The sequence below is a fragment of the Bradyrhizobium sp. SZCCHNR1015 genome (assembly GCF_032489875.1).
Lineage (GTDB): Bacteria > Pseudomonadota > Alphaproteobacteria > Rhizobiales > Xanthobacteraceae > Bradyrhizobium.
The window spans coordinates 120,642-147,043 of record NZ_JAUEYW010000006.1 but is presented as its reverse complement, the minus strand read 5'-3'; the positions used below and the strand labels follow the sequence as shown (position 1 = coordinate 147,043).

Below are 26,402 nucleotides of genomic sequence, written 5' to 3'. Positions count from 1 at the left end.
GCCTCCTGTTAAACCCTGATATCCACGCCGCCTTGCGCGCCGAACATCCGTCCATAGGACCGTCCGGCGAGCTGGACCGGGACGTTTTCGTCCTCGGTCACGATCAGGCGTTGTGCGTTGCCATTCTGTTGATAATCGCCGCCATTCTGGCCGGACGAGTTCTGGTCGCGCAGCGAGAACTGCAATCCGCTGTTGTTGCTCTTGAGGCCGGCGTCCTGCAGCGCCTGCTGGAGCTGCGGCGCCGTCTGCTGCAGCATCGCCAGCGTCTCCGGCTTCTCGACCCGCAGATGCGAGGTCACCTGGCCATTGCGGTCGACGTCGATGCGGACGTCGATGCGGCCGAGCTCGGCCGGATCCAGTCGGATCTCGAAGCGGCTCTTGCCGTTGAGCGCGGAGGCTGCGATCTCGACGGCAAGCCCATGAAGCGGCACAGCGGCCGCCGTGGCGGCTGTCGCGGTCAGGTTGGCCGAGGTGATCTGGCTGGTCGATGCGGCCGGCGTCGACAGCTGGGGCTGCAACGCGGCCGTGGCCTGTGCGCTCGGATCCGGCGCCGGCCCGTTGGTCTGGCTGGTCGTCGGCGCGGCGTTGCGATCATGTGAGGCCGGTGCCTGCACGTTGCCATTCGCCTTCCCATCGCCGGCCTCGACGGAGTCCGGCTTGGCTGCAACAGCGGGCTGTTGCGCGAGCGCGCCATGGCCCGGCTGCTGAGTGGACTGGACGTTGCCATTGCCCGTTTCGGTGACCTTGCCGGCTGCGCCGTCGGCGAGCCCCGTCTTGGTCTGGGTGCCCGGCTTGCCCGTCGTCTTGGTGCTGCCGGGAACGGCCGCATCGAGCGCGGCGGCGACGCTCTGTTCGGCAGATGCGGCAGCGTCGCCGGAGGCCGCCGCTGCCGTCTCGGGCGTCGTCGCGGTGGATCCGGCTCCGTCGGCATCCTTGGCCGCCGCGGAGGATTTGGCTGCGGCCGCCAGCAGGCCTGCCGCGGTATCGACCGAGCCCTGCGGGCCAACACCGGGCACTCCGACGGGAGCGGCCGCACCGGGCGCATTGGTTTTGCCGTCGCCGTCCGCCGTGCCATCGCCGCTGGCGGGGTTGGCGAGGGTGATCTCCGGCTGGATGGCGACGGCGACCGGCGTCGGCACGGCCACGGTCGGCCCGGCTCCAGCGGTCGTCGCGGCGCTCGCATCCGTGCCGGCCTGATCGCCGTCCTTCTTGTCGCCCGTCTTGCCGTCGCTGGTCTTGCCGTCGGCGGTCCCAGCCGCATCGGTTTTGGTCGACGTGCCGGCGGTCGCGTCGGCCGGGGTATCCGAACCGCTGTCGTCGGCGCGCGCGGTGCTGCCGTCGGCCTTGTCCGCCGGCTTGTCCTGCGACCTGGCCTGGGTGGTGCGATCGGCGTCGCCGGCCCGCGCCGGCTCGCGGCTCGGGGTGGAAGCGCTGGCGGCGCGCGGCGACGGCGACGCGGAGGTGGGCGGCGACGCTGTCGACGGATCCGGAGTCGCGGCGTCGACCAGCGCCGAGAAGCTGTCGGACGGCTGCGGAGCGTCCTGACGGGACTGTCTCGGCGCCGTGGTCTTGAGAACCGTGCCTGCCTGGATGTCTGACGTGACGCTGAACACCTTGGACCCTCTCGCGATGAACTCGACCAAGCAGTTCAGCAAGGAGCGGGCCAAGCCGGGGTTGCAGAAAATCGCCAACAAATTCAGGTTCTTATGGAATCAATCGGGGCGCGGGCCGCAGCCCTCGTCCTCGCCATTTCTGCCCGGCCGGCAAGATTTGCCGCCGCCATCTGCGACCGGCGCAATTGCTTCGCAGGAAGTGCGCCTATATTAGAGACGTATGCTTTCGTGTTGTTTCCGATCAGGACATGCTGTCCGGAGATCGCCCGAAGCAAGCCATCCGCAAAGACGGCGCATGCGAGGCGTTCCCGCGCCGGGAACCCGTTGCCTGACGCCGCGATCGCAGTGACCGGATCATGCTCAACAGTCTCGATCTCGAAGGCCGTCCCGAAGACACCAGGGTCGTCGTCGCCATGTCCGGCGGCGTGGACTCCTCGGTGACGGCCGCGCTGTTGAAGTCGGAAGGCTACGACGTCGTCGGCATCACTCTGCAGCTCTACGATCACGGCGCGGCGACGCACCGCAAGGGCGCGTGCTGCGCCGGCCAGGACATCCACGATGCCCGCAACGTTGCCGAGCGCCTCGGCATCCCGCATTACGTGCTGGACTACGAAGATCGCTTCCGCGAGTCGGTGATCGACAATTTCGCCGCCAGCTACGCTTCGGGCGAGACGCCGGTGCCGTGCATCGAGTGCAACCGCGCGATCAAGTTCGGCGATCTCCTGAAGACCGCGCGCGAGCTCGGCGCCTCCGTGCTCGCCACCGGCCATTACGTCGCCTCGCGGCGGCTGGCGGACGGATCGCGCGCGCTCATCTGCGCGGCGGACAGCGATCGCGACCAGAGCTACTTCCTGTTCGCGACCACGCGCGAGCAGCTCGATTACCTGCGCTTTCCGCTCGGCGACATGACCAAGCCGGAGGTGCGCGAGCTCGCGCGCCGTTTCGGCCTGGAGGTCGCCGACAAGCACGACAGCCAGGACATCTGCTTCGTGCCGACCGGCCGCTACACCGACATCATCGGCAAGCTGCGCCCGAACGCGATGGAGCCGGGCGAGATCGTCGATCTCAATGGCCGCGTGCTCGGCGCGCATCACGGCATCGCCAACTACACGATCGGCCAGCGCAAGGGCCTCGGCATCGCTGCCGGTGCGCCGCTCTACGTCGTCAAGCTGGACGTCGCCACCCGCCGCGTCGTGGTCGGCCCGCGCGAGGCGCTGCGCACGCATCGCATCACGCTCCGCGAGGTCAACTGGATCGGTGATGGCGCGCTCGACGCGGCCGCGCGCGAGGGCCTCGAATTGTTCGTGCGGGTGCGCTCGACGCGGCCGCCGCAGCCGGCCTGGCTGCGCGGTGCGGACGGCCGTTACGAGGTCGAGCTCGTCGCCGGCGAAGAGGGCGTCTCGCCGGGCCAGGCCTGCGTGTTCTACGATGCCGCGTCCGGCCGCGCCCGCGTGCTCGGTGGCGGCTTCATCCAGAGCGCTGTTGCGGAAAGCAGCAGCTTGGGCGGCAACGCGATCAGGCCGCAGCGCGTGGCCGAGCCGGTCCGCGGCTGATCAGCATCCATCATTCAGGGCAGGGGCATGGGGGACATCGACCGCGCGGGGGTCGAAAAGGCCTATGAGCGCTGGGCGCCGATCTACGATCTGGTGTTCGGCAAGGTCTTCGATCAGGGCCGCCAATCGACCATCGCGGAAGCCGATCGCATCGGCGGCCGCATTCTCGACGTCGGCGTCGGCACCGGTCTGTCTTTGTCGGACTACGCCCGGACCACGAGGATCTGCGGCGTCGATATCTCCGAGCCGATGCTGCGGCGGGCGCAGGCCCGCGTCCGCGAGCTGAAGCTCTTCAATGTCGAGACGCTCGCGGTGATGGATGCCAAGCATCTCGCGTTCGCCGACAATTTCTTCGACGCGGTGGTCGCGCAATACGTCATCACTGCGGTGCCGGATCCCGAAGCGACGCTCGATGATTTCATCCGCGTGCTGAAGCCGGGCGGCGAGCTGATCCTGGTCAACCATATCGGCGCCGAGAGCGGCCCGCGCCGCATCTTCGAGCTCGCCTTCGCGCCGATCGCGCGCCGACTCGGCTGGCGGCCGGAGTTCCCCTGGGCTCGGCTGGTGAACTGGGCTGCAAAGCATGGCGGCGTCACCTTGGCCGAGCGCCGGCCGATGCCGCCGCTCGGACACTTCTCGCTCATTCGCTACCGCAAGGGCTGATCACCGGATACCCTGGCCGTGCGCTTTGCCAGGCCATCCGCGCGGAACGCGAACGCGCGGTTTGCGTTGCCCCGCCATGAGCATCAGGCAAACCTTGTTCCTCTCGTTCGCACTGGTCTCGGCCGCGGCTGCGGCCCGCGCCCAGGCGCCGCCGACGCCGGCCACGCCGCCGCAGGCAACGGCGCCGGCCCCCAACGCGAATGCCGCTTGTGCGCCGAATGCCCGCGCGACGGCGACGCCTGACGGCATCACCACCGGCCGCGCCGGCGAGCTGCTCGGCGACAAGCTGGCGAAGACCAACGGCGTGTTGTGTCCGCCGAGCGGGGTCGATCCGGAGATGCACGCGCCGACCCCGGAGGGCGGCACGACCCCGGTGATCCCGCCGCCCGGCAGCCCCGGCGGCAATCCGAACGTACAGCCGAAGTGAGCCTCTTGTGATCCGCATTGCCGAGCAGCTGCTGTTGGTCGCACACGTCGGCGTGTGACCCCCGACGAGCGGCGGATACATGCGCAAGGCCTTGGAGAGTCGTCCGGAAATCCCCTCGTGCGAAAACCGCTGCTGCCCGCGAGCTTTGCTTGACAGGGGCGGAGACGCCTCCTTATATGCCGCCCGTTCACAAGGCCCGGCGGCCCGCTTCGACCGGTCTTGCCTTGATCGAACACCGTGGCGGGGTAGCTCAGCTGGTTAGAGCACGGGAATCATAATCCTGGGGTCGGGGGTTCGAGTCCCTCCCCCGCTACCAACGGTCACCCCTCCACCCGAACGCTTCGTCCCCATTCTCCCGGTCCGCAAGGCTGGCGCGCCACGCCACGGCGCGGCCTACGATGCCAGCCGCGCGATCACCAGATCGAGCACAGCCCGCAGCCGCGCCAGCCGGCGCAGATCTCGATGATAGCCGAGATAGGTGTCCCGCCCCGGCGGCTGCTCGCCGACGTCGACCTGCTGGAGGCCGGGCGTAGCGTCTCCGAGCGGTCGGGGCAGGACGGCAAGGCCCGCTCCCTGCGCGCAGAGAATGGCCTGAACGTCCCGGTTGTTGCTCCGCATCGCGACCTCCGCCTTCGGGAGTTTCTTCGCCAGCCAGCGCGCGTCGGGCATGTCGGCGAAGGCCGTGTCCATGGTGACGACCCTGATCCCTTCGCCGTCGCCTCCGACGTTCCGGGGGCCGTGAACCGGGCCGTACACAGCATAGGGAATGTGCAAGAGCCGCCGCGAGATCACCTCCGGCTCGTCGAACGACCGAATGCGGAACACGAGGTCCGCCTCGCGGCGGGGAAGGCTGTAGAGCCGAGCATCGGTCAGCAGCTCGACACAAACGCGCGGGTGGAGACGGCCGAACTCGGCAAGGACAGGCGCCAGCATCAAGCGGCCAAACCAGTCCGACGATGAGATCCTGAGGAAGCCGTCGAGTTGCGCCTGCGTTCCGGCCAGGCGTCGCTCGAAGGCGAGCGCTTCCTCCTCCACGCGCTCGGCGTGGGCCAGCACGGCCGTGCCTTCGTGTGTGAGCACGAAACCCTCGGACGTCCGCTGGAACAGCGTCTGGTTCACGGCGGCCTCAAGGGCTGCGAGGCGGCGTCCCATGGTCGGTTGAGACAGGCCGAGCCGACGCGCTGCAGCACCGAGCGTGCCCTCGCGCGCAATGGCAAGGAAGATCCGCAGGTCGCTCCACTCCATGCCGGTCCTTTCAAAAACAGCCCGACGGGATCGCTGGACACCTATTCAGAACTGAATGAATTACGTACAAATTCGATGATGTCCATTCAGAACATGAGGGATCATGGTCTCCGCCATCACAGCAGGAGGTCTCAATGACCCATTCGATGATGGCTGCCGTCCTCCACGAAACTGGCGCGCCGCTCCGCGTCACCCCGATCAGCCGCCCGACGCCGGGGCACCGTGAGGTCCTTGTGCGCATCGCCGCGGCGGGCACCAACCCGTTGGACGCCAAGATCCAAGCCGGCCAGGCCACGCATGCCAAGCATCCCGCGCCCGCCATCCTCGGGCTGGACATGGCTGGGACGGTCGAGGTCGTCGGCCCCGGCGTCACCCGGTTTCGCCCTGGCGACGAGGTGTACGGCATGGTCGGCGGCGTCGGCGGTCATCCCGGAACGCTGGCCGAATATGTCAGCGCCGATGAGGATCTGCTTGCGGCCAAGCCGGCCAACCTCTCCATGCGCGAGGCCGCGGTTCTGCCCCTCGTGACGATCACGGCCTGGGAGGGTCTTGTCGATCGCGTCGGCATTCGACAAGGACAGACGCTCCTTGTGCTGGGCGGAGCCGGTGGCGTCGGTCACATCGTGGTCCAGCTGGGGCTCGCATTCGGTGCAACGGTCCATGCCACGGGAAGCGCGGAGAGCAGGCCCGTGATCGAGCGCCTTGGCGCGACCTTCATCGACCGGCACGAGCCGATTGCCGAAGCGGTCGGCCGCGTGACGGGAGGGCGTGGCTTCGACGTCGTGTACGATACGGTTGGCGCTCTCGACGTCGCCTTCGCCGCGGTGGCGAGGTTTGGTCACGTGACCTCATCGCTGGGGTGGGGCACCCATCCGCTCGCGCCTCTCTCGTTCAAGGGCGGCACCTATTCCGGCGTTTTCACCCTCCTGCCGCTGATCGAGGGTGAAGGACGGCGGCACCACGGCGAGATTCTCGAGAAGGCCGCGCAGATGGTCGAGGCCGGCAAGCTCACGCCGCTGCTCGACCCGCGCCGGTTCGCACTCGAGGACGTCGGCGCGGCCTATGACGCCCTCAAGAAGGGGGGTGGCGCAGGCAAGATTGCGGTCGACATCGGGGCGGCGTGAGCTTGCTCGACCAATCACGGCTGCACAGGTTTCACTCGCAAATGGCAACGCCAAGGGATCGCGCGATGAGAGTCTGGTGCCGCGCCCGCTTCGACCACCTTGTCGACAAAGCCGGAGCAGGCCTCTTCGCCACCGTCGACCAGGTGACACCCGAGATGTTCGATAACCTGCTCGCCACGCATCTCAAGGGTTCGTTCTTCCTCGATCGAGGTCTCCGGTGGGGACCATATCTGAGAGGCGAGACATGGTGACGGCCAGCGAGACACGTCACGCGCGGGGCTTGCCTCAGGCGGCGGAAGTCACCTCGTTCCGCATGAAGCCGGGGATTGCGGCGAAGCAGGCCGTCGAAGCCGGCCGTGACATCGATGCTTGGCTTCGTCAGCAGCCCGGCTTCGTCTCCCGGCTCATGATCTCCAACGCGGATGGCTCGATCACCGACATCGTCGTCTGGAGGTCTGAGCGGCACGGTCAGAATTCGTCGAGAAGGCTAATGGCCGAGACCGCGTTCTCGCCCTTCCACGCAATGGTCGATGGCAAGTCGGTCGACTGGAGATTCGCTGCCGTCCTGATCTGAACGCAGGCGAGGACATGCGCAGCACGCCTGCAGTTGCCCGCACATTCACGGGTGAACGTGTCGCTCGCACCGGATTGCGCAAGGCGGGCTTCGACCTATTCTCTATCGACACCACCCAGACGACAACTCCACGGCGCCCTCGCTAGCACCGCCCGAGCTCGAGGTCGCGGACCTTCTGAACCATGTCCGTCACGGATGTCGCCTCGAGCTTTCTGAAGGCATTGCTTCGATGCATCTTCACCGTGATGAGGGAGATCCCGAGTTCGGCCGCGATCTGCTTGTTGACCAGGCCGCGATCGAGAGCCGTCAGGACCTCCATCTCTCGCGGCGTCAATCGGGTGGCGCGATCCCTCAAGTGATCCTTCGCGCGCTCCTCCTTCTGCCGTCGCGCCTCGATGTCAATGGCTTCGTGGATCGCCGTGAGGAGGTTCCGCGGCTGGAATGGCTTCTCCACGAAGTTGATTGCGCCGGATCGCATGGCGCTGACAGCGGTCGACACATCCGCGTCGCGGGCGCTCATGATGATCGGGGTTCGGACGTTGCGTGCAAAGAGATGCTGCTGCAGCGCCAAGCCGCTCTTGCCCGGCAACCGGACGTCGATCAGGAGGCAGCCGACTTCGCGATCAACGCCCCTGGTGAGCAGCGAAGCTATCGAATCGTGCCACCTGGACTCGAGACCCGCTGACATCAAGATGGCATCGAGTACGTCTCGCGACGTCGTGTCGTCATCGACGACAGCGACGACATGAGGTGGTGGGATCTCCGGCCTGGCCAACCTGAGATGGTGCAACTCGCCGCGGCCACGCGTCCGCGCACCGTGCTGCAGGAGAGGGGAGTCCGCAGCCGAATGCGAGGATGTTCGACGGCGAGGAAGCTCTGCCGTCATTCTGCGATGAACGCGAGAATGTCTGCGTTGAGGACGTCGGCATGGATCGTCAGCATGCCGTGCGGAAAGCCCTTGTAGAGCTTCAAGGTGCCATGCTTGAGCTGTTTGGCCGACAGCAGCGCGGCGTCTTGATAAGGCACGATCTGATCGTCATCGCCGTGCATGACCAGCGTCGGTACATCGATGAGCTTGAGGTCCTCGTTGAAGTCCGTTTCCGAGAACACCCTGATGCATTCATAATGCGCGTGGGCTGCGCCCATCATGCCCTGACGCCACCAATTGTCGACGACACCCTCGATGAGGCGCGCGCCCGGCCGGTTGAAGCCGTAGAACGGAATCGGCACATCGCGATAGAACTGCGCCCGGTTGGCCGCGAGCTGGGCGCGGAGATCATCGAATACGGCGAGCGGCGTGCCGTCTGGATTCGCTGACGTCTTGAGCATGATCGGAGGGATCGCGCTGACCAGAACGGCCTTTGCAACGCGCCCCTGGCCGTGACGGGCGACGTAACGCGTGACCTCGCCGCCGCCGGTCGAGTGTCCGACGTGGACGGTATTGCGCAGATCGAGCGCGCGTGCGAGCTCCGCCACGTCGGCCGCATAGGTGTCCATGTCATGGCCGGTCGAGGACTGGCTCGACCGGCCGTGACCGCGCCGATCGTGCGCGATCACGCGATAGCCGCGATGCAGAAAGAATAGCATCTGGGTGTCCCAATCGTCGGCGCTGAGCGGCCAGCCGTGATGAAACAGGATCGGCTGTCCGTTGCCCCAATCCTTGTAGAAAATCTCGGTTCCGTCGGTCGTCGTGATGAAGGGCATGGATGCATCTCCAGTTGAGACCCGTCGAGGATTCCGATTGCAGCGCGGGCTACGGCGCGGCCTCGGACGTGAGCATTCGTTCGACAACGACTTAAAAGAGACCCACCGGAGAAGTCTTCCGTGCGGACTTCCAATCTTGAAAGAATGCACGAGCACGCGCTGGGCAGCTGCAGCGGATGGAGCTACGGTTCAGCTTGTTCGATTGCGGGCGCCCAGCCGCCAAAGCGCCGGGGAGTTTCCGGTCATTCGCCGAAAGGCGGTGGTGAAATGGGCCTGACTGCTGAAGCCGAGATCGAAGGCGATCGAGACGACTGGCTGTTCCGTCGCTCGAAGCCTCTCCTGGGCGCGGACGATCCGGCGGTGCAGGATATAGGCATGGGGCGGATGCCCGGTGGCGGCCTTGAACTGGGCGGCAAATCGAGATCGGGGAAGGCCAGCGATGTCACTGAGTTGCGACAGGGAGATCGTCCTACCAAGGTGCGCATCGATATAGTCGAGGGCGCGGCCGATACGGTCGGCCGCGGGCTTCGCCGCGTCGCCGGCGCTGATCGTGCGGCCATGATGTCGTTCGATCAAGCGCGAGCCGAACGCCAAGGCGAGCCCTTCCACGAAGGAGGGTCCCGCGATTCCGTCATAGAGGTCCGCGGCCCTGAATGCCAAGGCAAGCTGTCGGAGACCGTCGTCGACGATCCGGTCGGTCTCGAACAGACAGATGTCGCCCGATGGCAAACGCCCGAGCACGCTGTTCATGCACTCGCGCAGCAGATCCTGCGAGAGAAAAACCCTGAGATTGTCGAGCCGGCCCCTGGCCACCCCGCGCCAACGTCCCTGCCGCGGGCCGGTGATCAGCATGGCATTCGGCTCCTCGCCGCCGCTCCAGACGCTGCGTCCGGAGATCAGCAACTCTTGTCGCGCGCGCCGCTGCACCAGCGTCACGACGTGTGAATCATCCTCGCAATCGGAGCAGACTTCGATAGGACCGTTGTGCTCGCTTCGCCAGCGCGACAGGCCGACTTGAAGATGGCGGCCGTTTGCGAGCGTGGCGGGGGCAGGCTTGGCGCGCCATTGAGTTTCGTCGTGCACCAGCATGGAGAGACCTCGTCGAGAAATCGTTTAGTTAGACAGCGCCGACCGGATGCGAAAGAGGCCGTAGGCCGCAGCGCCATCGATTGACGTGCGAATTGGAAAGTCATTCGCACTTTCAGGAAGCAAGCATGGTCTCTCGTCCGCTAGATGTCGTGACCAGCCGTCGCAACGCTGCGCCGAGGCCAGATTGTGGTGGCTGCCGGGAGACGTTGCTGCCGAACGGGCAATGGGAGATCGCAAGATGACACTGGCTGAGAACCATTCCCGCCGAACGTTCTGCATCTGCTGTATCGCCGCAGCCGGTGCAGTTGCCGCGGGAGGCTGGCTCACGCCATCGCAGGCGTTTGCCGAAGCCCGCAACATCGTGGATACGATCCGCGACGCGGCGGCGCATGCGCCGATCAAGGTCCACGCGCTACGCGGCGATGTCAGCATTCTCGAAGGATCCGGCGGCAACATCGCGGTTCTCTCCGGACGCGACGGCAAGCTGCTTGTCGATGCAGGCATTACGGCGTCGCGTCCGAAGCTGCTGCAGAGTCTGAATACCATTGGCCGCGGCCCTGTGACGCGCCTGATCAACTCGCACTGGCATTTCGACCATACTGACGGGAATGCGTGGTTGAACGGCGAGGGAGCGGCGATCGTCGCCCACGCGAACACCCGCAAGCATCTGTTGTCAGCGCAGCGCGTCGAGGACTGGGACTACAACTTCCCGACATCGCCGCTCGCCGCAGTTCCGAGCGAGACCGTCAGCGCCGAGACGACGCTGAAGCACGGCGGCGCGACGGTTGTGCTCCGGCCCTACGGCGCTGCGCATACCGATTCCGATTTGTCGATCACGTTCACCGAGGCCGACGTCCTGCACTGTGGCGACACGTACTGGAACGGAATCTATCCTTTCATCGACTATTCGACCGGCGGCAGCATCGACGGCATGATCAAGGCCGCCGATGCCAATCTGGCCGCGGCGGGCGACAGGACGATCGTCGTTCCCGGACATGGCGCGCCCGTGAGCAACAGGAAAGAGCTCGCGGTTTATCGGGACATGCTCTCCGCCATCCGCGACAATGTCGCCAAGCTGAAGCAGCAGGGACGTTCGGTGGAGGAGGCCATCGCGGCCAAGCCGACCACGGCCTTCGACAGCCGCTTCGGCCAATTCCTGATCACGCCGGCGTTCTTTACCCGACTGGTCTACCAGGGCGTCTGACGTCCGCGGCCGAGACGAAATCATGGCACAGCGCGGCGCCAGCGTCCGGGCGCTTCTCCGACCAGGCGCCGGAACACATTGATGAAATGCGTTTCGCTCTTGAATCCGACGGAGATGGCAACATCCCGGATCGATCGCTCGGGATCGAGCAGCAGCCGCTTCGATGCATGAACCCGGCACTGGAGGACATACATGTGGGGCGACATGCCGGTGGAGGCCTTGAACTGAGCTGCGAAATGCATGCGGCTGAGACCCGCGGCGGCGCTCAGATCCGCCAGCGCGATCGGCTGTTGAAGATGAGCATCAATGAAGGCCTTTGCCCGATTCAGCCGCCACGGTGTCAGCGGCGACAGCTTTCGCTTCGGCGAATGCTCCTGCTTCAGGTGGTAGCGCCCGATCAGGTGGGCCGCGAAGCTGATGCTCAGGCTGTCGAGGAACAACCGGCTCGGGGCGGCGTCATCGGCGAAGGCGCGCATCAGCGACGTCATCAGGTGACGCAGCACCTTGTCGTCCGCTTCCTGCGGGCCGAACAACTCCATCGAAGGGTTGGCGGGCCTGCCGCTGATGTCCTCGTAACATTCCGTCACGGTGGCCGGAGAGACGAACGCCCGCAGGATCGCGTAGTCCTCGCGATAGATTGCCCGCGCATTGGGAAGCGCGGGCCCTGTCAGGACGATGGTGCCTGGAACGACGTCGCCATCGATCACGGACCGTCCGGCAATGGAGAGCGACAGGTTCGTGCACCGCACGGCGTAAGACACCGTGTAGGGCAGGTCGGCCAGATCGGCTTGCACCTCGAGTGCGGCTCTGTCGATCCTTCCGCTCCACATCGAGACCGAGAGTCGTGCTCCGCCGTCCGCGGTCAGCGATGGTGAGTGCGGTGGCTCGCGCCAGCGTCGTTCGGCAGGGATGTGCGCCAGGCTTGGCAGCGAGGTGACCAGGGCCGGCACATGTCGGCCCGTGTGCGATAGTCGCGTCGCCGTGTTGGCTTCTCTGGCCTCGTTGTCCATTGCGCGCCTCCGTCCTTGACCGAGGGGGATGATCCATACAATCTGTCAGAAGAAGCATGCAATCAAAGGAATTGCGGAGAATTGCATGGATTGGCTCCCTACACTTTCCGAATGGCAAGGGCCGCTGTTCGTCCGCATCGTCGATGCGCTCGCCGCGGATATCGCGAGCGGACGGCTGCTGCGTGGGCAGCGGCTGCCGACGCACCGCAGCCTCGCGGCGGAGCTGAGGATCGATCTGACGACGGTCACACGCGCCTATAGCGAGGCGCGTCGTCGAGGCTTGATCGAGGGGCGCGTCGGGCAGGGGACGTTCGTGTCCGAGACCACGGCGCGTGCGTCTCCGGACCAGCCGGCCACGGTCACCATCGACCTCTCGATGAACCTGCCGCCACAGCCGGTCGAGGCGCAGCTCGAACGGCGGATCGAGCAGGGGCTTTCGACCATTCGCACGGAGGCCGGCTTGAGCGCGTTTCTGAGCTACGCGCCGCCGGGCGGCAGCGTGGACCAGCGCGAAGCTGCCGCCCTCTGGCTGCAACCGCGGCTGTCTCATGCCTCGCCCGAGCGGATCGTGATCTATCCGGGATCGCAAGCGATCATCTTCAATGCTCTGCTGGCGCTGACGCAGCCGGGCGATGTCGTCGTGACGGAGGCGCTCACCTTTCCCGGAATCAAGGCAGCCGCTGCGCAGCTCGGTGTGCGTCTCATCGGGGCTGCCATGGATCTGGAGGGGGTCCGGCCCGACGCGCTGGATGACGCCGTGCGCAAGCACCGGCCGAAGGCGGTCTATCTGGTTCCGACACAGCAGAATCCGACTACCGCGACGATGAGCGCCGGACGGCGGCAGGCAATCGCCGACATCATCCGCAAGCGCAACACCGTGCTGATCGAGGATGATGCCTATGGCCCGCTGGAGCCGCGCGTCGCGCCGATCGCGACCTTGATCCCCGAGCGAACCTATTACGCGGCCAGCATCGCCAAATGCATCGCGCCGGCCCTGCGTGTCGCCTATCTGCTGGCGTCCGACGACAAGGCCGAGCAGATGATGCGCGTCAACCTGCAGGCAACGATGCAGATGCCGGCGTCGCCGATGGTTGCGCTGGTCACGCACTGGCTGAAGTCCGGTGTCGCCGACGAGATCATCCGCGCCATCCGCAACGAGGCCGCCGCCCGTCAGCAGCTCGCGTCGCGTCTGCTGAAGGGAGTGACCTATGCCGCGCGTCCCGCCAGTCATCATCTTTGGATGCCGCTGTCGCCGCAGCTCGACGGCACCGACCTGCTGTCGCATCTGATGCGGAACGGCCTGGCCGTCGTCGGTGAGGTCGCGTTCGCGGTCGGCCAGCCGGCACCGCGCGGTCTGCGTCTCTCTCTCGGAGCGGCACGCAACCGGGCCGAGCTCGGCCAGGCATTGCAGGTGCTGTCGCGCGCAGTCACCGCGCGCCCCGTCAGACAGATCGTATAGCGCGATCCCCGGGCGTTCACATCCCCCGGTATAATGGAGGCGCCACCGAATTGCAGATAAGCCTCTGCGACCTCCGTCATCCTGAGGGCACGCATGAGCATCGAAAAGCCGTCTCACACCTGGCTCCGGTCCGATGAGGGAGGCGGCATCTCGCGTCGACGCTTCGTCAAGGCGTCGGCGGTCGCCGTCAGCGTCTCGATAGCCGGCGAAGCGCTCGCCGACGATCTGGCCGACGTGCCGGCGCGGGAGCCGGGTGATGCGTTGTCCGCCTTCAGCGCGCGCTCGCCCTATGTTCACATCGGACGGATTCCGGAGGCGACGCCCGGCAAGCGGAATGTCGATCCCGCCGATGCGATCAACTCTAAGACGCCACTCGACAGGCTCGTAGGCACGATCACCCCGTCGGATCTGCACTATGAGCGCAGCCATTCCGGTGTTCCGAACATCGATCCGGCCAGGCACAGGCTGCTCATCCACGGCATGACACGCGAGCAGCTTGTGCTGACGCCCGATGACATCGCGCGAATGCCCTCGATCTCGCGCGTCGTTTTCATCGAGTGCACCGGCAATGGCTGGGAGAACTGGAAGAAGGCCGACCCCAATCTGACGGTGCAGAATACCCATGGTCTCGTCAGCAGCAACGAATGGACCGGTGTCCCGCTTCGCCATCTGATCGAGCTGGTCGGCAAGGATCATCGCTCCGCCTGGATGCTGGCCGAGGGCGGCGACGCGGCGGGCGTTGCACGAAGCATCCCGCTCACGGATGAGATCATGGACGAGGCGTTCGTCGCCTATGGCCAGAACGGCGAGCCGCTGCGGCCGGCCCATGGCTTTCCGTTGCGTCTCATCATGCCCGGATTCGAAGGCAATCTGAACATCAAATGGCTGCGCCGCCTGAAATTCGGCGACGCGCCCTGGATGACGCGCTGGGAGACCGCGCGCTACACCCAGCTGCTGGCCAACGGCAAGGCGATGCAGTTCCAGCTCAGGATGGAGACCAATTCCGTCATCACCTCGCCCTCGGGGACGATGACGATCCGCCCCGGCTACAACCGCATCACCGGCCTGGCCTGGAGCGGCCATGGTCGGATCGCAAAGGTCGAGGTGAGCACCGACGCGGCCCGAACCTGGCAGCAGGCCCGGTTGAACCATCCCGTGCTGCCGAAGGCGCAGGCGCGCTTCCAGCTCGACTGGCAGTGGGACGGCAAGCCCACCAGGATCGTCAGCCGCTCGACCGACGAGAAGGGCAATGTGCAGCCCGATCGCAAATCGTTCATCGCGAAGACCGGGACCAACGCGCTGTTCCACTACAGCGCCCAGCAGACATGGAGTATCAGCGGCGATGGGAAGGTCAGCAATGTTCTCGCCTGAGCGCCTTTTCGCTACCGCGCTGGCCGCGGCGCTTCTCGTCTGTCCGGCACATGCGGCCGAATTCGGACGCCCGGCAACGGCGCAGGAGATCAGGCTATGGGACATCGACGTCCGTCCCGACGGCAAGGGCTTGCCAGAGGGCAGCGGCACGGCCGCGCGTGGCAGGGAGCTGTTTGCCGAGAACTGTGCCGCCTGCCATGGCGAAGGCGGGCAGGGCGGCATCAAGGATCGTCTGGTGGGCGGTCAGGGGACGCTCGCCTCTGGCAATCCGGTGAAGACCGTCGGCAGTTTCTGGCCTTATGCCACGACCTTGTTCGACTACATCCATCGCGCCATGCCGTACCAGGCTCCGGGCTCGCTCAGCGTCGACGACTACTACGCATTGTCGGCCTACATCCTCAGCCTGAACGGCATCCTGCCGCCGGACGGCCGTCTCGATCAGGCCTCGCTTCCGAAGGTTAGAATGCCGAACCGCGACGGCTTCGTTCCCGTGCCGGAGTTCAGCAGGGTGCGGGCGCCAAAATGAGCGGATCAGGCTGCCGGCAATCCGCCGGCCGGGGCCTCGTGATCGGGTGGACGCTCGCTCTGCTCGGCCTTCTGACATTGTCGACAACGATCGGAGCACAAGCCATGGACCCGAACGGGCTGATCACGATTCAAAGCCATAATGATCCGAGCACCACGATGCGGAAGCTGCAGGACGCGGTCACATCGAGGGGACTGACGATCTTTGCTCATGTCGACCATCGGGCCGGCGCCGTCGAGGCGGGCATGACGCTGCGCCCGACCGACCTGCTGATCTTCGGCAGCCCCAAAGGGGGAACGCCGCTGATGCAGGCCGCACAGACCAGCGGCATCGATCTGCCCCTGAAGGTCCTCGTGTGGCAGGACGCCGAGGGCCGCACCTGGTTGTCCTACAATGACCCGGCCTGGCTGCTGGGGCGTCACGGCCGACCGGCGGCGGCCGAGCCGGCCGTGCGGGCCATGACCGGCGCGCTCGAGGCGATTGCCGGAGCCGCGGCGTCCGAAGCGTCGCCGCAATAGGGGCGCATGCCATGCCGCGCATATCCTGGCGTTCGCTGTGGGGAGAGATGGCGTCGGATGCCCGCACCATGGGGGCCGGCGCCTATCTGCTCGTCGCAGCATTGCTGTCGATGCTGGTTGCGGTGATCGTCGTCGCGGTTCTCGGCTGGTCGTCCGCAGAAGGCACCGACGTGCCGTCGTCAGGCTATGCCGCGATGGCCATCGGCGTGCTGTTCTCGCTCGTATGCGGCATCGGGCTGATGGTGCTGGTGTTCTATAGCAGCCGTGCCGGCTATGATGAGCCGCCGACGATCGTGTCGCGGGACGCCGACGATCAGCCAGGTCCGCCGGGCCTGGTCTAGGCGGATGTTGCGGCGTGGCAAGATAGAGGCGGGGCTGATTAACCTCACACTGGACAACGTCCAAGCCCTGGCAGTAGCGCCCGGCGTTGAGCCCGCCGATATGCTGAAGTGGCCTCGTCAAATCTAAAAGCAGTCACGTTTAGAGGAGGGCTGGTGAACCCCTGGCATTGGCAATGCCGATCGCGCAAAACCAGATCACCGACGCAGCGGCCGATCGGTTTCGGGCCGTCTCAGCGACTGCCACGCGGAGTGGGTGTGGCGGCGGAGAAGAACCATATCGACGGCTCCGATTCCGGACTCTGCTGATTGACCGTTCCCAACAGAGGGGCAGGACCGATCGCAAGAGGAGCCTACGAGCCGGGATCGTCGATCAGCGGCTTTGGCCGGGCAAACAGCTCCAACTTCTCCTTGCGGTCGATGACGATCTCTCGTCCGCGGATGCGAACCCCATGGCTCGTAAGTTGGGCAAGACTGCGTGACAGGTTTTCGCGCGTCGTGCCGATGTGGGAGGCCAGCGTGCCGCGGTCGAATGGAATGACGATATTCGCCTGCGCCGGTTCGCGCTGGGCTTCGGCAAGTATCCAGTTGGCGAGGCGCTCGATGCTCGACCGGGCCAGGGTGCCCTTCAGCTTCTTGACAGAAGCGCGATAGGCATACGCCAACTCCTGAGCGACAATCCGTGCGAATGCGATGTCTTCGTCGAAGAGTGCCCTTACATCGCGGGCCGGGATCAGCAGCACCCGCGACTCGGTCAGTGTGCGGGCTGAATTGAGATACGCCTGATCGACCACGACTGCAGCAAGTATGAAGGTCGACACGGGACGAAGCAGCGAGATGCCCCACTCGGCCTCATCCTGCTCGGTGTAGATTTCCACCAATCCGCCAATCAGCACATGCAGGAAGTCGGCCTGATCTCCCTCGCGAGCCAACCGCACTCCGGCCGGAAATTGCTGCAGTAGAGCCGCGCCGAGCAGCCGCTTCAAATTCTCGTCGCTGAGGTCCGCGAACAGCGGCAGCGTCTTCAACTGGGCGAGTTCGTCGGGGCGCAAGCGAAGCTCCAGCGGTTACTCATCTGCTATCGCCCCGAACTGTGACAAAAGTCAATTGCATACGTGCGGTCTGATAATCCGATCTGGAGCATTTGGCAGATTGTGGCCGACCGGGCCGTCCGGTTGATGCATCGCAAAACCTTTCCCGGGTGCCCCGAATAACTGCTGTGGCGTCGAATTCATACGTCGAGGCCACCATGGACGCCGTAGATTCTAGCCCTGAGCACCGAACGCGAGCACTCTGGCTCTCAACAATCTCGTTCACGATCTGCTTCGCGGTGTGGACGATCTTCTCGATCATCGGCATCCGGATCAAGCAAGAGCTCGATCTGAACGAAACCGAGTTCGGCCTCCTGATCGGCACCCCGATCCTGAGCGGCTCGCTGATCCGGCTGATGCTCGGCATCTGGACCGATCAGTATGGCGGACGCCGCGTCTATACCGTCGTGATGCTCGCTGCCGCGGTCGCGACCTATCTTCTGACCTGGGCGCATACCTATCCGCAATTTCTCGTCGCCGCGCTCTTCGTAGGAATCGCCGGTGGCTCGTTCGCGGTCGGTGTCGCCTACGTGTCGCGGTTCTATCCGACGGCCAAGCAGGGCACTGCGCTCGGAATCTTCGGCGCCGGCAATGTGGGCGCCGCCGTCACGAAGTTCGTGGCGCCGTTCGTGCTGGTCGCCTATGGCTGGCAGACCGTGGCCCAGGTCTGGGCGCTCGCGATCGGCGTCATGGGAATCGTCTTCTGGCTGTTCTCCGAGGAGGACCCGGTGGTCCGTTCGCGAAGACAGCGCAACCAGAAGGCCGGCAGCGCCTGGCTCGAGCTCGCGCCGCTCAAGAACATCCAGGTCTGGCGCTTCGCGCTGTACTACTTCTTCGTCTTCGGCGCCTTCGTCGCGTTGTCGCTGTGGCTGCCGCAATACCTGATCAAGGTCTACGGCGTTGGAATCCAGTCGGCCGGCATGATGGCCGCCATGTTCTCGTTTCCGGCCAGCGTATTTCGCGCCTATGGCGGACACCTGTCCGATCGGTTCGGCGCCCGTCGCGTGATGTACTGGACTTTCCTGGTGGGTGTCGCCGCGACCTTCCTCCTGTCCTATCCGCCGACGGACTATGTCGTGACGACGGTGAACGGAAAGGTCGGCTTCCATCTGGAGATGGGGCTGGTCCCGTTCGTCGTCATCGTCTTCGTGCTCGGCTTCTTCATGGCGCTCGGCAAGGCTGCGGTCTACAAGCACATTCCCGTCTACTATCCGAACAATGTCGGGGCCGTCGGCGGCCTGGTCGGCATGATCGGCGGGCTCGGCGGATTCGTGCTGCCGATTGCGTTCGGCGCGCTGGTCGATCTCACCGGTCTGCGAACCAGCTGCTTCATGCTGCTGTTCCTGCTGGTCGCGGTCGCGCTGGTCTGGATGCATCTCTCGATCCGGCAGATGGAGCGCGGCGTCGCCGGCGAAGCGCTGAAGAGGCTGCCGGAGCTGCCGGAAATGGAGGAAATTCACCGGCCCGAGCACATCGGAGCTCTGTCCGGCGCGATCCTCACCGATTGGCGGCCCGAGGACGACACGTTCTGGAGAGAGAAGGGCCGAGCCATCGCGCGACGCAACCTCTGGATCTCCATTCCGGCACTGCTGTTGTCCTTCGCGGTCTGGCAGGTCTGGTCTGTCGTGGTTGCGAAGCTGCCTTCGGTCGGCTTCAAGTTCACGACCGATGAACTGTTCTGGCTGGCGTCGCTGCCTGGGATCTCCGGTGCAGTTCTGCGCATCTTCTATTCCTTCATGGTGCCGATCTTCGGCGGCCGGCTGTGGACCACGCTGGCCACGTGGTCGCTGCTGATACCCGCGATCGGAATCGGCTATGCGGTGCAGAATCCGGCGACGCCCTATCCGGTGTTCCTGATACTGGCTCTGTTGTGCGGCTTCGGCGGCGGCAATTTCGCCTCGTCGATGGCCAACATCTCCTTCTTCTTTCCTCGCGCCGAGAAGGGCAACGCGCTCGCGCTCAATGCCGGCCTCGGCAATCTCGGCGTCAGCGTCGTCCAGTTCGTGGTGCCGATCGTGATCACGGTCGGAGTCTTCGGCTGGTTCGGCGGAGATCCGGCGATGACGAGTGGGTCGCAGCCGACGCCGATCTGGCTGCAGAATGCCGGCTTCGTCTGGGTGCCGTTCATCGTCGCCAGCGCTTTCGCCGCCTGGTTCGGGATGAACGACATCGCCTCCGCGAAAGCGTCCTTCGCCGATCAGGCCGTCATCTTCCAGCGGCGGCACAACTGGATCATGTGCTGGCTCTACACCGGCACGTTCGGCTCGTTCATCGGCTATTCTGCGGGCTTCCCGCTGCTGGCAAAGACCCAGTTCCCGGCCGTCGACGCGTTGCAGTTCGCGTTCCTCGGGCCGCTGGTGGGTGCCTTGTCGCGGTCCGCGACGGGCTGGATGGCCGACAAATGGGGCGGCGGGCGGGTGACCGTCGGGGTGTTCCTGCTGATGATGGCCGGTGTGCTCGGGGTGCTCTACTTCCTCGGCATCAAGGATCAGCCCGGTGCATTCTGGGGCTTCTTCGCGATGTTCCTGCTGCTGTTCTTCGCGACCGGCGTCGGCAATGCATCGACCTTCCAGATGATCCCCAACATCATGCGCCAGGAAATGATCCGGCTCATGCCGACTGCGGACGCGGAGACGCGGCTGCGCCAGGCCGAGAAGGAATCCGCTGCCATCACCGGCTTCACCTCCGCGATCGCCGCCTTCGGCGCATTCTTCATTCCCAAATCCTACGGCACCTCGATTGACCTCACCGGCGGCGTGCAGGCCGCCCTCTGGGGCTTCTTCGGCTTCTACGTCACCTGCGTGCTGATCACCTGGGCCGTCTACACCCGCAAGGGCGGCGTCCTGCACGACGTCGAACGGCGCCGAGCGATCGCGACCGCTGCCCAACCCGCTGAATGAGGACGTAAACGATGAGCCATTTTCTCGATAGGCTGACCTTTTTCACCCGGGCCAAGGAGGAGTTCGCAGACGGACACGGCGTGACGACGACCGAGGACCGTTCCTGGGAGGAGGGCTATCGCAAGCGCTGGCAGCACGACAAGATCGTGCGCTCGACGCATGGCGTGAACTGCACCGGCTCCTGCTCGTGGAAGGTCTACGTCAAGGGCGGCATCGTCACCTGGGAGACCCAGCAGACCGACTACCCCCGGACGCGCCCTGATCTTCCCAATCATGAGCCGCGCGGCTGCGCCCGCGGCGCGAGCTACAGCTGGTACCTCTATTCCGGAAACCGGGTGAAATATCCGCTGGTGCGCTCGCGGCTGCTCAGGCTGTGGCGCGAGGCGCGGGCGCGGATGACGCCGGTCGCGGCCTGGAAGTCGATCGTCGAGAATCCGGACAAGCGCTCGGACTACGTGCAGAAGCGCGGACTGGGCGGCTTCGTGCGGGCGAGCTGGGCCGAGGTCAACGAGCTGATCGCGGCGGCCAATGCCTATACGGTCAGGGCCTATGGTCCGGACCGGGTGTTCGGGTTTTCGCCGATCCCGGCGATGTCCATGGTGAGCTACGCGGCCGGCGCGCGCTATCTGTCGCTGCTCGGCGGCGTCTGCATGTCGTTCTACGATTGGTATTGCGACCTGCCGCCGGCCTCGCCGCAGACCTGGGGCGAGCAGACCGACGTGCCCGAAAGCGCGGACTGGTACAATTCGGGCTTCCTGATGCTGTGGGGCTCCAACGTGCCGCAGACGCGTACGCCGGACGCGCATTTCTATACGGAGGTTCGCTACAAGGGGACCAAGAGCGTCGTTGTCTGCCCGGACTATTCCGAGGCGGCGAAATTCGCCGATCTCTGGCTGTCGCCGAAGCAGGGCACCGACGCCGCGCTCGCGATGGCGATGGGTCACGTGATCCTCAAGGAGTTTCACATCGACCGGCAGACGCCATACTTCAACGACTATGCGCGCCAGTATACGGATATGCCATTTCTGGTGCGGCTGGTGAAATCCGAGGGACGGCTCGTTCCTGAGCGGTTCGTGCGCGCCTCGGATTTCGCCACATCTCTCGACGAGGCCAACAATCCCGAATGGAAGACCGTCGCCTATGACGAGATCAGCGGCGCCATTGTCGTACCCAAGGGATCGGTCGGCTTCCGCTGGGGCGAAAAAGGCAAGTGGAGCCTGGAAGAGAAGAGCTCGGCGAACACCGACACCCGGCTGCGGCTGTCCCTGGCCGGCATCGAGGACGACATCGCGCCGGTGGGATTCCCTTATTTCGGCAACCGTCAGCACGATCACTTCAGCGGCACCAATCATCCGGACGTGCTGACCCGCAACGTGCCGGTGAAGCGACTTCGTCTTGCCGATGGCGAGGCGATCGTGGCCACTGTCTTTGACTTGTTCGCCGCCAATTATGGCGTCGATCGCGGCTTCGGCGGCGACCACATCGGCAAGAGCTACGACGATCTGGAACCGTACACCCCGGCATGGGCCGAGGCGATCTGCGGCGTGCCGCGCGGCGAGATCATCGCGGTGGCCCGCGAGTTTGCCTCGAATGCGTCGAAAACCAGGGGGCGCTCGATGGTCATCGTCGGCGCCGGTCTGAACCACTGGTACCACATGGACATGAACTATCGCGGCATCATCAACATGCTGGTGATGTGCGGCTGTGTCGGCCAATCCGGCGGTGGCTGGTCGCACTATGTGGGCCAGGAAAAGCTGAGGCCGCAGTCGGGCTGGACGCCGCTCGCCTTTGCGCTCGATTGGGGACGCCCGCCCAGGCAGATGAATTCGACTTCGGCGTTCTACGCCCACACCGACCAATGGCGCTACGAGACGGTCAATGTCAGCGAGATTCTCTCACCGACCGCACCGGCCGGTTCTTGGGACGGCGCGCTGATCGACTACAATGTCCGCGCCGAGCGCATGGGATGGCTGCCGTCCGCGCCGCAACTGCAGGCCAATCCAATCGAGGTATCCAAGCGCGCAGCCGCCGCCGGCCTGGAGCCGAAGGACTACGTCGCGAAGGCCTTGAAGTCGGGCGAGCTGAAGCTCTCCTGCGAGGATCCCGATCAACCGAAGAACTGGCCCCGCAACCTGTTCGTCTGGCGCTCGAACCTGCTCGGTGCCTCAGGCAAGGGCCACGAATACTTCCTCAAGCATCTGCTCGGCACCAAGCATGGCGTGCTCGGCAAGGACCTCGGCGATCAGGGCCACAATAGGCCGGTCGAGGTCACCTGGCATGAGGAGGCTCCGGAAGGAAAGCTCGATCTGCTGGTCACGCTCGACTTCCGGATGTCGACCACCTGCATGTATTCGGACGTCGTGCTGCCGACCGCCACGTGGTACGAGAAGAACGACCTCAATACGTCCGACATGCATCCCTTCATCCATCCGCTTTCGGCGGCGATCGATCCGGTGTGGGAATCGCGCAGCGATTGGGACATCTACAAGGGGATCGCCGAGGCGTTCTCCAGGGTCGCGCCCGAAGTGCTGGGACTCGAGAAGGACGTCGTGCTGACGCCGATCATGCACGACAGTCCGGGCGAAATCGCGCAGGCGTTCGACGTCAAGGACTGGAAGCAGGGCGAGATCGATCCGATCCCCGGCAAGACCATGCCGGCGGTGACGGTGGTCGAACGTGACTATCCGAATCTCTACAAGCGCTTCACCTCGCTTGGTCCGCTGATGAACAAGCTCGGCAATGGCGGCAAGGGGATGGCCTGGAACACCGACCATGAGGTCGAGCTCCTGAAGCGCCTCAACGGCGTCGTCGCTGAGGACGGGCCGACCCAGGGGCTGGCTCGCATCGACAGTGCGGTCGACGCCTGCGAGGTGATCCTCAGCCTGGCGCCGGAAACCAATGGCGAGGTCGCGGTCAAGGCGTGGTCGTCGCTGGAGCAATTCACCGGCCGCGACCATGCTCATCTCGCCATTCCCAAGGAGGATGAGAAGATCCGGTTCCGCGACGTCGTCGCGCAGCCGCGCAAGATCATCTCGTCGCCGATCTGGTCGGGGCTCGAGTCCGAGAAGGTCTGCTACAACGCCGGCTACACCAACGTCCACGAGCTGATCCCCTGGCGGACGCTGACCGGCAGGCAGCAGCTCTATCAGGATCACCTGTGGATGAGGGCTTTCGGCGAGGGCTTCTGCGTCTACCGGCCGCCGATCGATACCAAGACCGTCAAGCCGGTGATCGATCGCAAGCCGAACGGCAATGCGTCCGTCGTCCTGAACTTCATCACGCCGCATCAGAAGTGGGGCATCCACTCCACCTATACCGACAACCTCCTGATGCTGACCTTGTCGCGCGGCGGTCCCATCGTGTGGATCAGCGAGATCGACGCAAAGGCTGCCGGCATCGCCGACAATGACTGGATCGAAGCCTACAACACCAATGGTGCGCTGGTTGCGCGCGCAGTGGTCTCGCAGCGGGTCAAGCAGGGCATGTGCATGATGTATCATGCGCAGGAGAAGATCGTGAACGTGCCGGGCTCCGAGCAGACCGGGCAGCGCGGCGGCATCCACAATTCGGTCACGCGTGTCGTTCCGAAGCCGACGCACATGATCGGGGGCTACGCTCAGCAGGCCTATGGCTTCAACTACTACGGCACGGTCGGCGCCAACCGCGACGAGTTCGTCATCGTCCGGAAGATGTCGAAGATTGATTGGCTGGACCAGCCGACTGCTGACCGGTCGGCCACGACCCCCTCGGAGGCTGCAGAATGAAGATCCGTGCTCAAATCGCCATGGTGCTCAATCTCGACAAGTGCATCGGCTGCCACACCTGCAGCGTGACCTGCAAGAACGTCTGGACGAGCCGCGAGGGGATGGAATACGCGTGGTTCAACAACGTCGAGACCAAACCGGGCGTCGGCTATCCCAAGGATTGGGAGAACCAGTCTCGCTGGAAGGGCGGCTGGTCGCGCAATCGCGACGGGTCGATCCAGCCGCGGATCGGCGGCAAGTGGCGGGTTCTGGCGAACATCTTCGCCAACCCTGATCTTCCTGAGATCGATGACTACTACGAGCCGTTCACCTTCGACTATCAGCACCTGCAGAGTGCGCCCGAGGCATCGGCGATGCCGACCGCGCGGCCGCGCTCGCTGGTGTCCGGAGAGCGGATGGAAAAGATCGAGTGGGGGCCGAACTGGGAAGAGATCCTGGGCGGCGAATTCGCCAAGCGCTCTCGGGACATCAATTTCGACGGCGTGCAGAAGGAGATCTACGGCCAGTTCGAAAACACCTTCATGATGTATCTGCCGCGGCTGTGCGAGCACTGCCTCAATCCGGCCTGCGTCGCATCCTGCCCGTCCGGCGCGATCTACAAGCGCGAGGAGGATGGCATCGTCCTGATCGATCAGGACAAGTGCCGCGGCTGGAGAATGTGCGTCTCCGGCTGCCCCTACAAGAAGATCTATTATAACTGGTCCTCGGGGAAATCGGAGAAGTGCATCTTCTGCTATCCCCGGATCGAGGCGGGGCAGCCGACCGTGTGCTCCGAGACCTGTGTCGGGCGCATTCGCTATCTCGGTGTCGTGCTGTATGACGCGGACCGCATCGCCGAGGCCGCGTCCAAGCCCGACGAGGGCGATCTCTACCAGGCCCAGCTCGACGTCTTTCTCGATCCGAACGATCCCAACGTCCTTGCAGAGGCCGAGCGCCAGGGCATTCCGCATGCCTGGCTGGAGGCAGCGATCCGGTCGCCGATCTGGAAGATGGCGATGGAATGGAAGGTCGCCTTCCCCTTGCACCCGGAATACCGGACCTTGCCGATGGTCTGGTACGTGCCGCCGCTGTCGCCGATCACGTCGGCGGCTTCGTCCGGCAAGATCGGGCACGATGGCGAGATGCCCGACGTCAAGTCCTTGCGCATTCCCATGCGGTACCTCGCCAATCTGCTGACTGCGGGCGACGAGAAGCCGGTGACGCTGGCGCTCGAGCGAATGCTGGCCATGCGTGCCTATATGCGGGCCAAGACCATCGATGGCGTGGTCGACGAGGCGATCGCGAGGCGCGTCGGCCTGAGCGGCGCGCAGATCGACGACATGTACCACATCATGGCGATCGCCAACTACGAGGACCGCTTCGTGATCCCGACCGCGCACCGCGAGCTCGGTGGCGACGCGTTTGATATCCGCGGCTCCTGCGGCTTCTCGTTCGGCAACGGCTGCTCCGGGGGCGAGAGCGAAGTCAACCTGTTCGGGTCGCCGCGCAAGACCAAGAATCCGATGGAGGTCGCCTGATGAAGACGTTCAAGGTGCTGTCGGCGTTGCTGAACTATCCGAGCGGGGAATTGATCGCGGCCATCCCGGAGCTCGCGCGGGTGCTCGACCAGGAAGGCCTCGTCCAGCCTGGCATTCGCCGGGAGCTCGACGTGCTGCTGCAGGAGATCGCCACGAGCGACGTCTACGACCTGCAGGAGCGCTACGGCCTGCTGTTCGACCGCAGCAAGACCCTGGCGCTGCATCTGTTCGAGCATGTCCATGGCGAAGGCCGCGACCGCGGCCAGGCCATGGTCGACCTGCGCGCCATGTATGACAAAGCCGACCTCGTCATCGCCGGCAACGAGCTGCCTGATTATCTGCCGCTGTTCCTCGAATTCCTCGCCATCCGGGAGCTTGCGGATGCGCGCGAGTTGCTCGGCCAGACCAGCCACATCATCGCCGCGCTCGCGGAACGATTGGGGCGGCGGCAGTCGAGCTATCGGGCGGTGTTCGACGCGCTGCTCCAGATCGCCGCGGACCAGCCCCGCGCGGAGATCGTCGATGAGCTGCTGAAGGCGGCGGACGTGGATCCGATGGACCTGCACGCGCTCGACGCGGCCTGGGAGGACGAAGAGGTCAGGTTCGGCCCGGGAGGCGGCGACCAGGCAGCCTGTGGGCACGACAATCTGATCGCAAAACTGCGCCACGCCAAACGTGCGGTCAACGCGCCGCCGTCACAGTTGCAATGAGG

General features: G+C 65.1%; 23 protein-coding genes and 1 tRNA gene. 17 read left to right on the top strand and 7 right to left on the bottom strand.

Annotated features, from left to right (window positions below; genetic code table 11):
- Positions 1 to 8: 8 nt before the first annotated feature.
- Positions 9 to 1,613 carry a flagellar hook-length control protein FliK gene (locus QX128_RS12350; RefSeq protein ID WP_316237564.1) on the bottom strand — a complete coding sequence of 535 codons (1,605 nt, stop codon included), beginning with the start codon at positions 1,611 to 1,613 and terminating at the stop codon, positions 9 to 11.
- On the opposite strand from QX128_RS12350, the gene QX128_RS12345 reads away from it, so the two are divergent.
- The 5 genes from QX128_RS12345 (at position 1,600) to QX128_RS12325 (ending at position 4,572) form a co-directional block, all read left to right on the top strand.
- Positions 1,600 to 1,827 carry a hypothetical protein gene (locus tag QX128_RS12345; RefSeq protein WP_316237563.1) on the top strand — a complete coding sequence of 76 codons (228 nt, stop codon included), beginning with the start codon at positions 1,600 to 1,602 and terminating at the stop codon, positions 1,825 to 1,827. The two genes, QX128_RS12350 and QX128_RS12345, sit on opposite strands and share 14 nt — an antisense overlap.
- A gap of 142 nt (positions 1,828 to 1,969) precedes the next feature.
- Positions 1,970 to 3,166, top strand: coding sequence for a tRNA 2-thiouridine(34) synthase MnmA (gene mnmA / locus QX128_RS12340; protein WP_316182371.1), 1,197 nt, complete (start codon positions 1,970 to 1,972; stop codon positions 3,164 to 3,166).
- Between the two features lie 27 nt (positions 3,167 to 3,193).
- Positions 3,194 to 3,829, top strand: coding sequence for a class I SAM-dependent methyltransferase (locus tag QX128_RS12335; protein WP_316217459.1), 636 nt, complete (start codon positions 3,194 to 3,196; stop codon positions 3,827 to 3,829).
- Positions 3,830 to 3,905: 76 nt separating this feature from the next.
- Positions 3,906 to 4,256: a hypothetical protein gene (locus QX128_RS12330; protein WP_316237562.1), complete on the top strand. Its 351-nt coding sequence runs from the start codon at positions 3,906 to 3,908 to the stop codon at positions 4,254 to 4,256.
- Positions 4,257 to 4,495: 239 nt separating this feature from the next.
- Positions 4,496 to 4,572: transfer RNA gene (locus QX128_RS12325), tRNA-Met, on the top strand.
- Positions 4,573 to 4,649: 77 nt separating this feature from the next.
- Here the strand turns inward: QX128_RS12325 and QX128_RS12320 are convergent.
- Positions 4,650 to 5,501, bottom strand: coding sequence for a LysR family transcriptional regulator (locus QX128_RS12320; protein ID WP_315803365.1), 852 nt, complete (start codon positions 5,499 to 5,501; stop codon positions 4,650 to 4,652).
- A 134-nt stretch (positions 5,502 to 5,635) separates the two neighbouring features.
- Here QX128_RS12320 and QX128_RS12315 point away from each other — a divergent pair, with 134 nt between their 5' ends.
- Positions 5,636 to 6,625: a zinc-dependent alcohol dehydrogenase family protein gene (locus tag QX128_RS12315; protein WP_316237561.1), complete on the top strand. Its 990-nt coding sequence runs from the start codon at positions 5,636 to 5,638 to the stop codon at positions 6,623 to 6,625.
- A gap of 244 nt (positions 6,626 to 6,869) precedes the next feature.
- Positions 6,870 to 7,199 carry a hypothetical protein gene (locus QX128_RS12310; protein WP_316182395.1) on the top strand — a complete coding sequence of 110 codons (330 nt, stop codon included), beginning with the start codon at positions 6,870 to 6,872 and terminating at the stop codon, positions 7,197 to 7,199.
- 142 nt (positions 7,200 to 7,341) lie between these two features.
- On the opposite strand, the gene QX128_RS12305 is transcribed toward QX128_RS12310, so the two are convergent.
- From QX128_RS12305 to QX128_RS12295, 3 genes are all read right to left on the bottom strand, one after another.
- Positions 7,342 to 8,085, bottom strand: coding sequence for a response regulator transcription factor (locus tag QX128_RS12305; RefSeq protein ID WP_316237560.1), 744 nt, complete (start codon positions 8,083 to 8,085; stop codon positions 7,342 to 7,344).
- Positions 8,082 to 8,903, bottom strand: coding sequence for an alpha/beta hydrolase (locus QX128_RS12300; protein WP_315803369.1), 822 nt, complete (start codon positions 8,901 to 8,903; stop codon positions 8,082 to 8,084). The genes QX128_RS12305 and QX128_RS12300 overlap by 4 nt, the downstream gene beginning before the upstream one ends.
- Positions 8,904 to 9,092: 189 nt before the next feature.
- Entirely contained in the window at positions 9,093 to 9,992 is a 900-nt protein-coding gene (locus QX128_RS12295) for an AraC family transcriptional regulator (RefSeq protein ID WP_315803370.1), read from the bottom strand.
- A 238-nt stretch (positions 9,993 to 10,230) separates the two neighbouring features.
- Here QX128_RS12295 and QX128_RS12290 point away from each other — a divergent pair, with 238 nt between their 5' ends.
- Complete coding sequence (locus QX128_RS12290; protein WP_315803498.1) at positions 10,231 to 11,196, top strand: MBL fold metallo-hydrolase; 966 nt, start codon at positions 10,231 to 10,233, stop codon at positions 11,194 to 11,196.
- A 20-nt stretch (positions 11,197 to 11,216) separates the two neighbouring features.
- On the opposite strand, the gene QX128_RS12285 is transcribed toward QX128_RS12290, so the two are convergent.
- A complete protein-coding gene (locus tag QX128_RS12285) occupies positions 11,217 to 12,206 on the bottom strand; it encodes an AraC family transcriptional regulator (protein WP_316237559.1) in 990 nt (329 codons plus the stop codon).
- An 85-nt stretch (positions 12,207 to 12,291) separates the two neighbouring features.
- Here QX128_RS12285 and QX128_RS12280 point away from each other — a divergent pair, with 85 nt between their 5' ends.
- The 5 genes from QX128_RS12280 (at position 12,292) to QX128_RS12260 (ending at position 16,421) form a co-directional block, all read left to right on the top strand.
- On the top strand, positions 12,292 to 13,665 hold the full coding sequence (locus QX128_RS12280) for a PLP-dependent aminotransferase family protein (RefSeq protein ID WP_316182401.1): 1,374 nt from the start codon (positions 12,292 to 12,294) through the stop codon (positions 13,663 to 13,665).
- Between the two features lie 93 nt (positions 13,666 to 13,758).
- The gene (gene soxC, locus QX128_RS12275; protein ID WP_316182403.1) at positions 13,759 to 15,036 is read left to right on the top strand and encodes a sulfite dehydrogenase; all 1,278 of its coding nucleotides are present in this window, start codon (positions 13,759 to 13,761) and stop codon (positions 15,034 to 15,036) included.
- Positions 15,023 to 15,562, top strand: a complete 540-nt coding sequence (locus QX128_RS12270) for a cytochrome c (protein ID WP_315803374.1) — start codon at positions 15,023 to 15,025, stop codon at positions 15,560 to 15,562. The genes soxC and QX128_RS12270 overlap by 14 nt, the downstream gene beginning before the upstream one ends.
- 104 nt (positions 15,563 to 15,666) lie before the next feature.
- On the top strand, positions 15,667 to 16,080 hold the full coding sequence (locus QX128_RS12265) for a DUF302 domain-containing protein (RefSeq protein ID WP_315803375.1): 414 nt from the start codon (positions 15,667 to 15,669) through the stop codon (positions 16,078 to 16,080).
- A gap of 11 nt (positions 16,081 to 16,091) precedes the next feature.
- On the top strand, positions 16,092 to 16,421 hold the full coding sequence (locus QX128_RS12260) for a hypothetical protein (RefSeq protein ID WP_315803376.1): 330 nt from the start codon (positions 16,092 to 16,094) through the stop codon (positions 16,419 to 16,421).
- A gap of 350 nt (positions 16,422 to 16,771) precedes the next feature.
- Here QX128_RS12260 and QX128_RS12255 read toward each other — a convergent pair whose 3' ends face one another.
- Positions 16,772 to 17,470 (bottom strand): helix-turn-helix domain-containing protein, encoded by a 699-nt coding sequence (locus tag QX128_RS12255; RefSeq protein WP_316217453.1) that lies wholly within the window; start codon positions 17,468 to 17,470, stop codon positions 16,772 to 16,774.
- Positions 17,471 to 17,667: 197 nt separating this feature from the next.
- Here QX128_RS12255 and QX128_RS12250 point away from each other — a divergent pair, with 197 nt between their 5' ends.
- The 4 genes from QX128_RS12250 to narJ are packed head-to-tail and all read left to right on the top strand — an operon-like array spanning position 17,668 to position 26,400.
- Positions 17,668 to 20,409 (top strand): MFS transporter, encoded by a 2,742-nt coding sequence (locus QX128_RS12250; protein WP_316217452.1) that lies wholly within the window; start codon positions 17,668 to 17,670, stop codon positions 20,407 to 20,409.
- 11 nt (positions 20,410 to 20,420) lie between these two features.
- Entirely contained in the window at positions 20,421 to 24,173 is a 3,753-nt protein-coding gene (locus tag QX128_RS12245; RefSeq protein ID WP_316237558.1) for a nitrate reductase subunit alpha, read from the top strand.
- Positions 24,170 to 25,690, top strand: a complete 1,521-nt coding sequence (gene narH, locus QX128_RS12240) for a nitrate reductase subunit beta (RefSeq protein WP_316237557.1) — start codon at positions 24,170 to 24,172, stop codon at positions 25,688 to 25,690. The genes QX128_RS12245 and narH overlap by 4 nt, the downstream gene beginning before the upstream one ends.
- Complete coding sequence (gene narJ / locus QX128_RS12235; protein ID WP_316182414.1) at positions 25,690 to 26,400, top strand: nitrate reductase molybdenum cofactor assembly chaperone; 711 nt, start codon at positions 25,690 to 25,692, stop codon at positions 26,398 to 26,400. Before narH ends, narJ begins: the two co-directional genes overlap by 1 nt.
- Positions 26,401 to 26,402 lie beyond the last annotated feature (2 nt).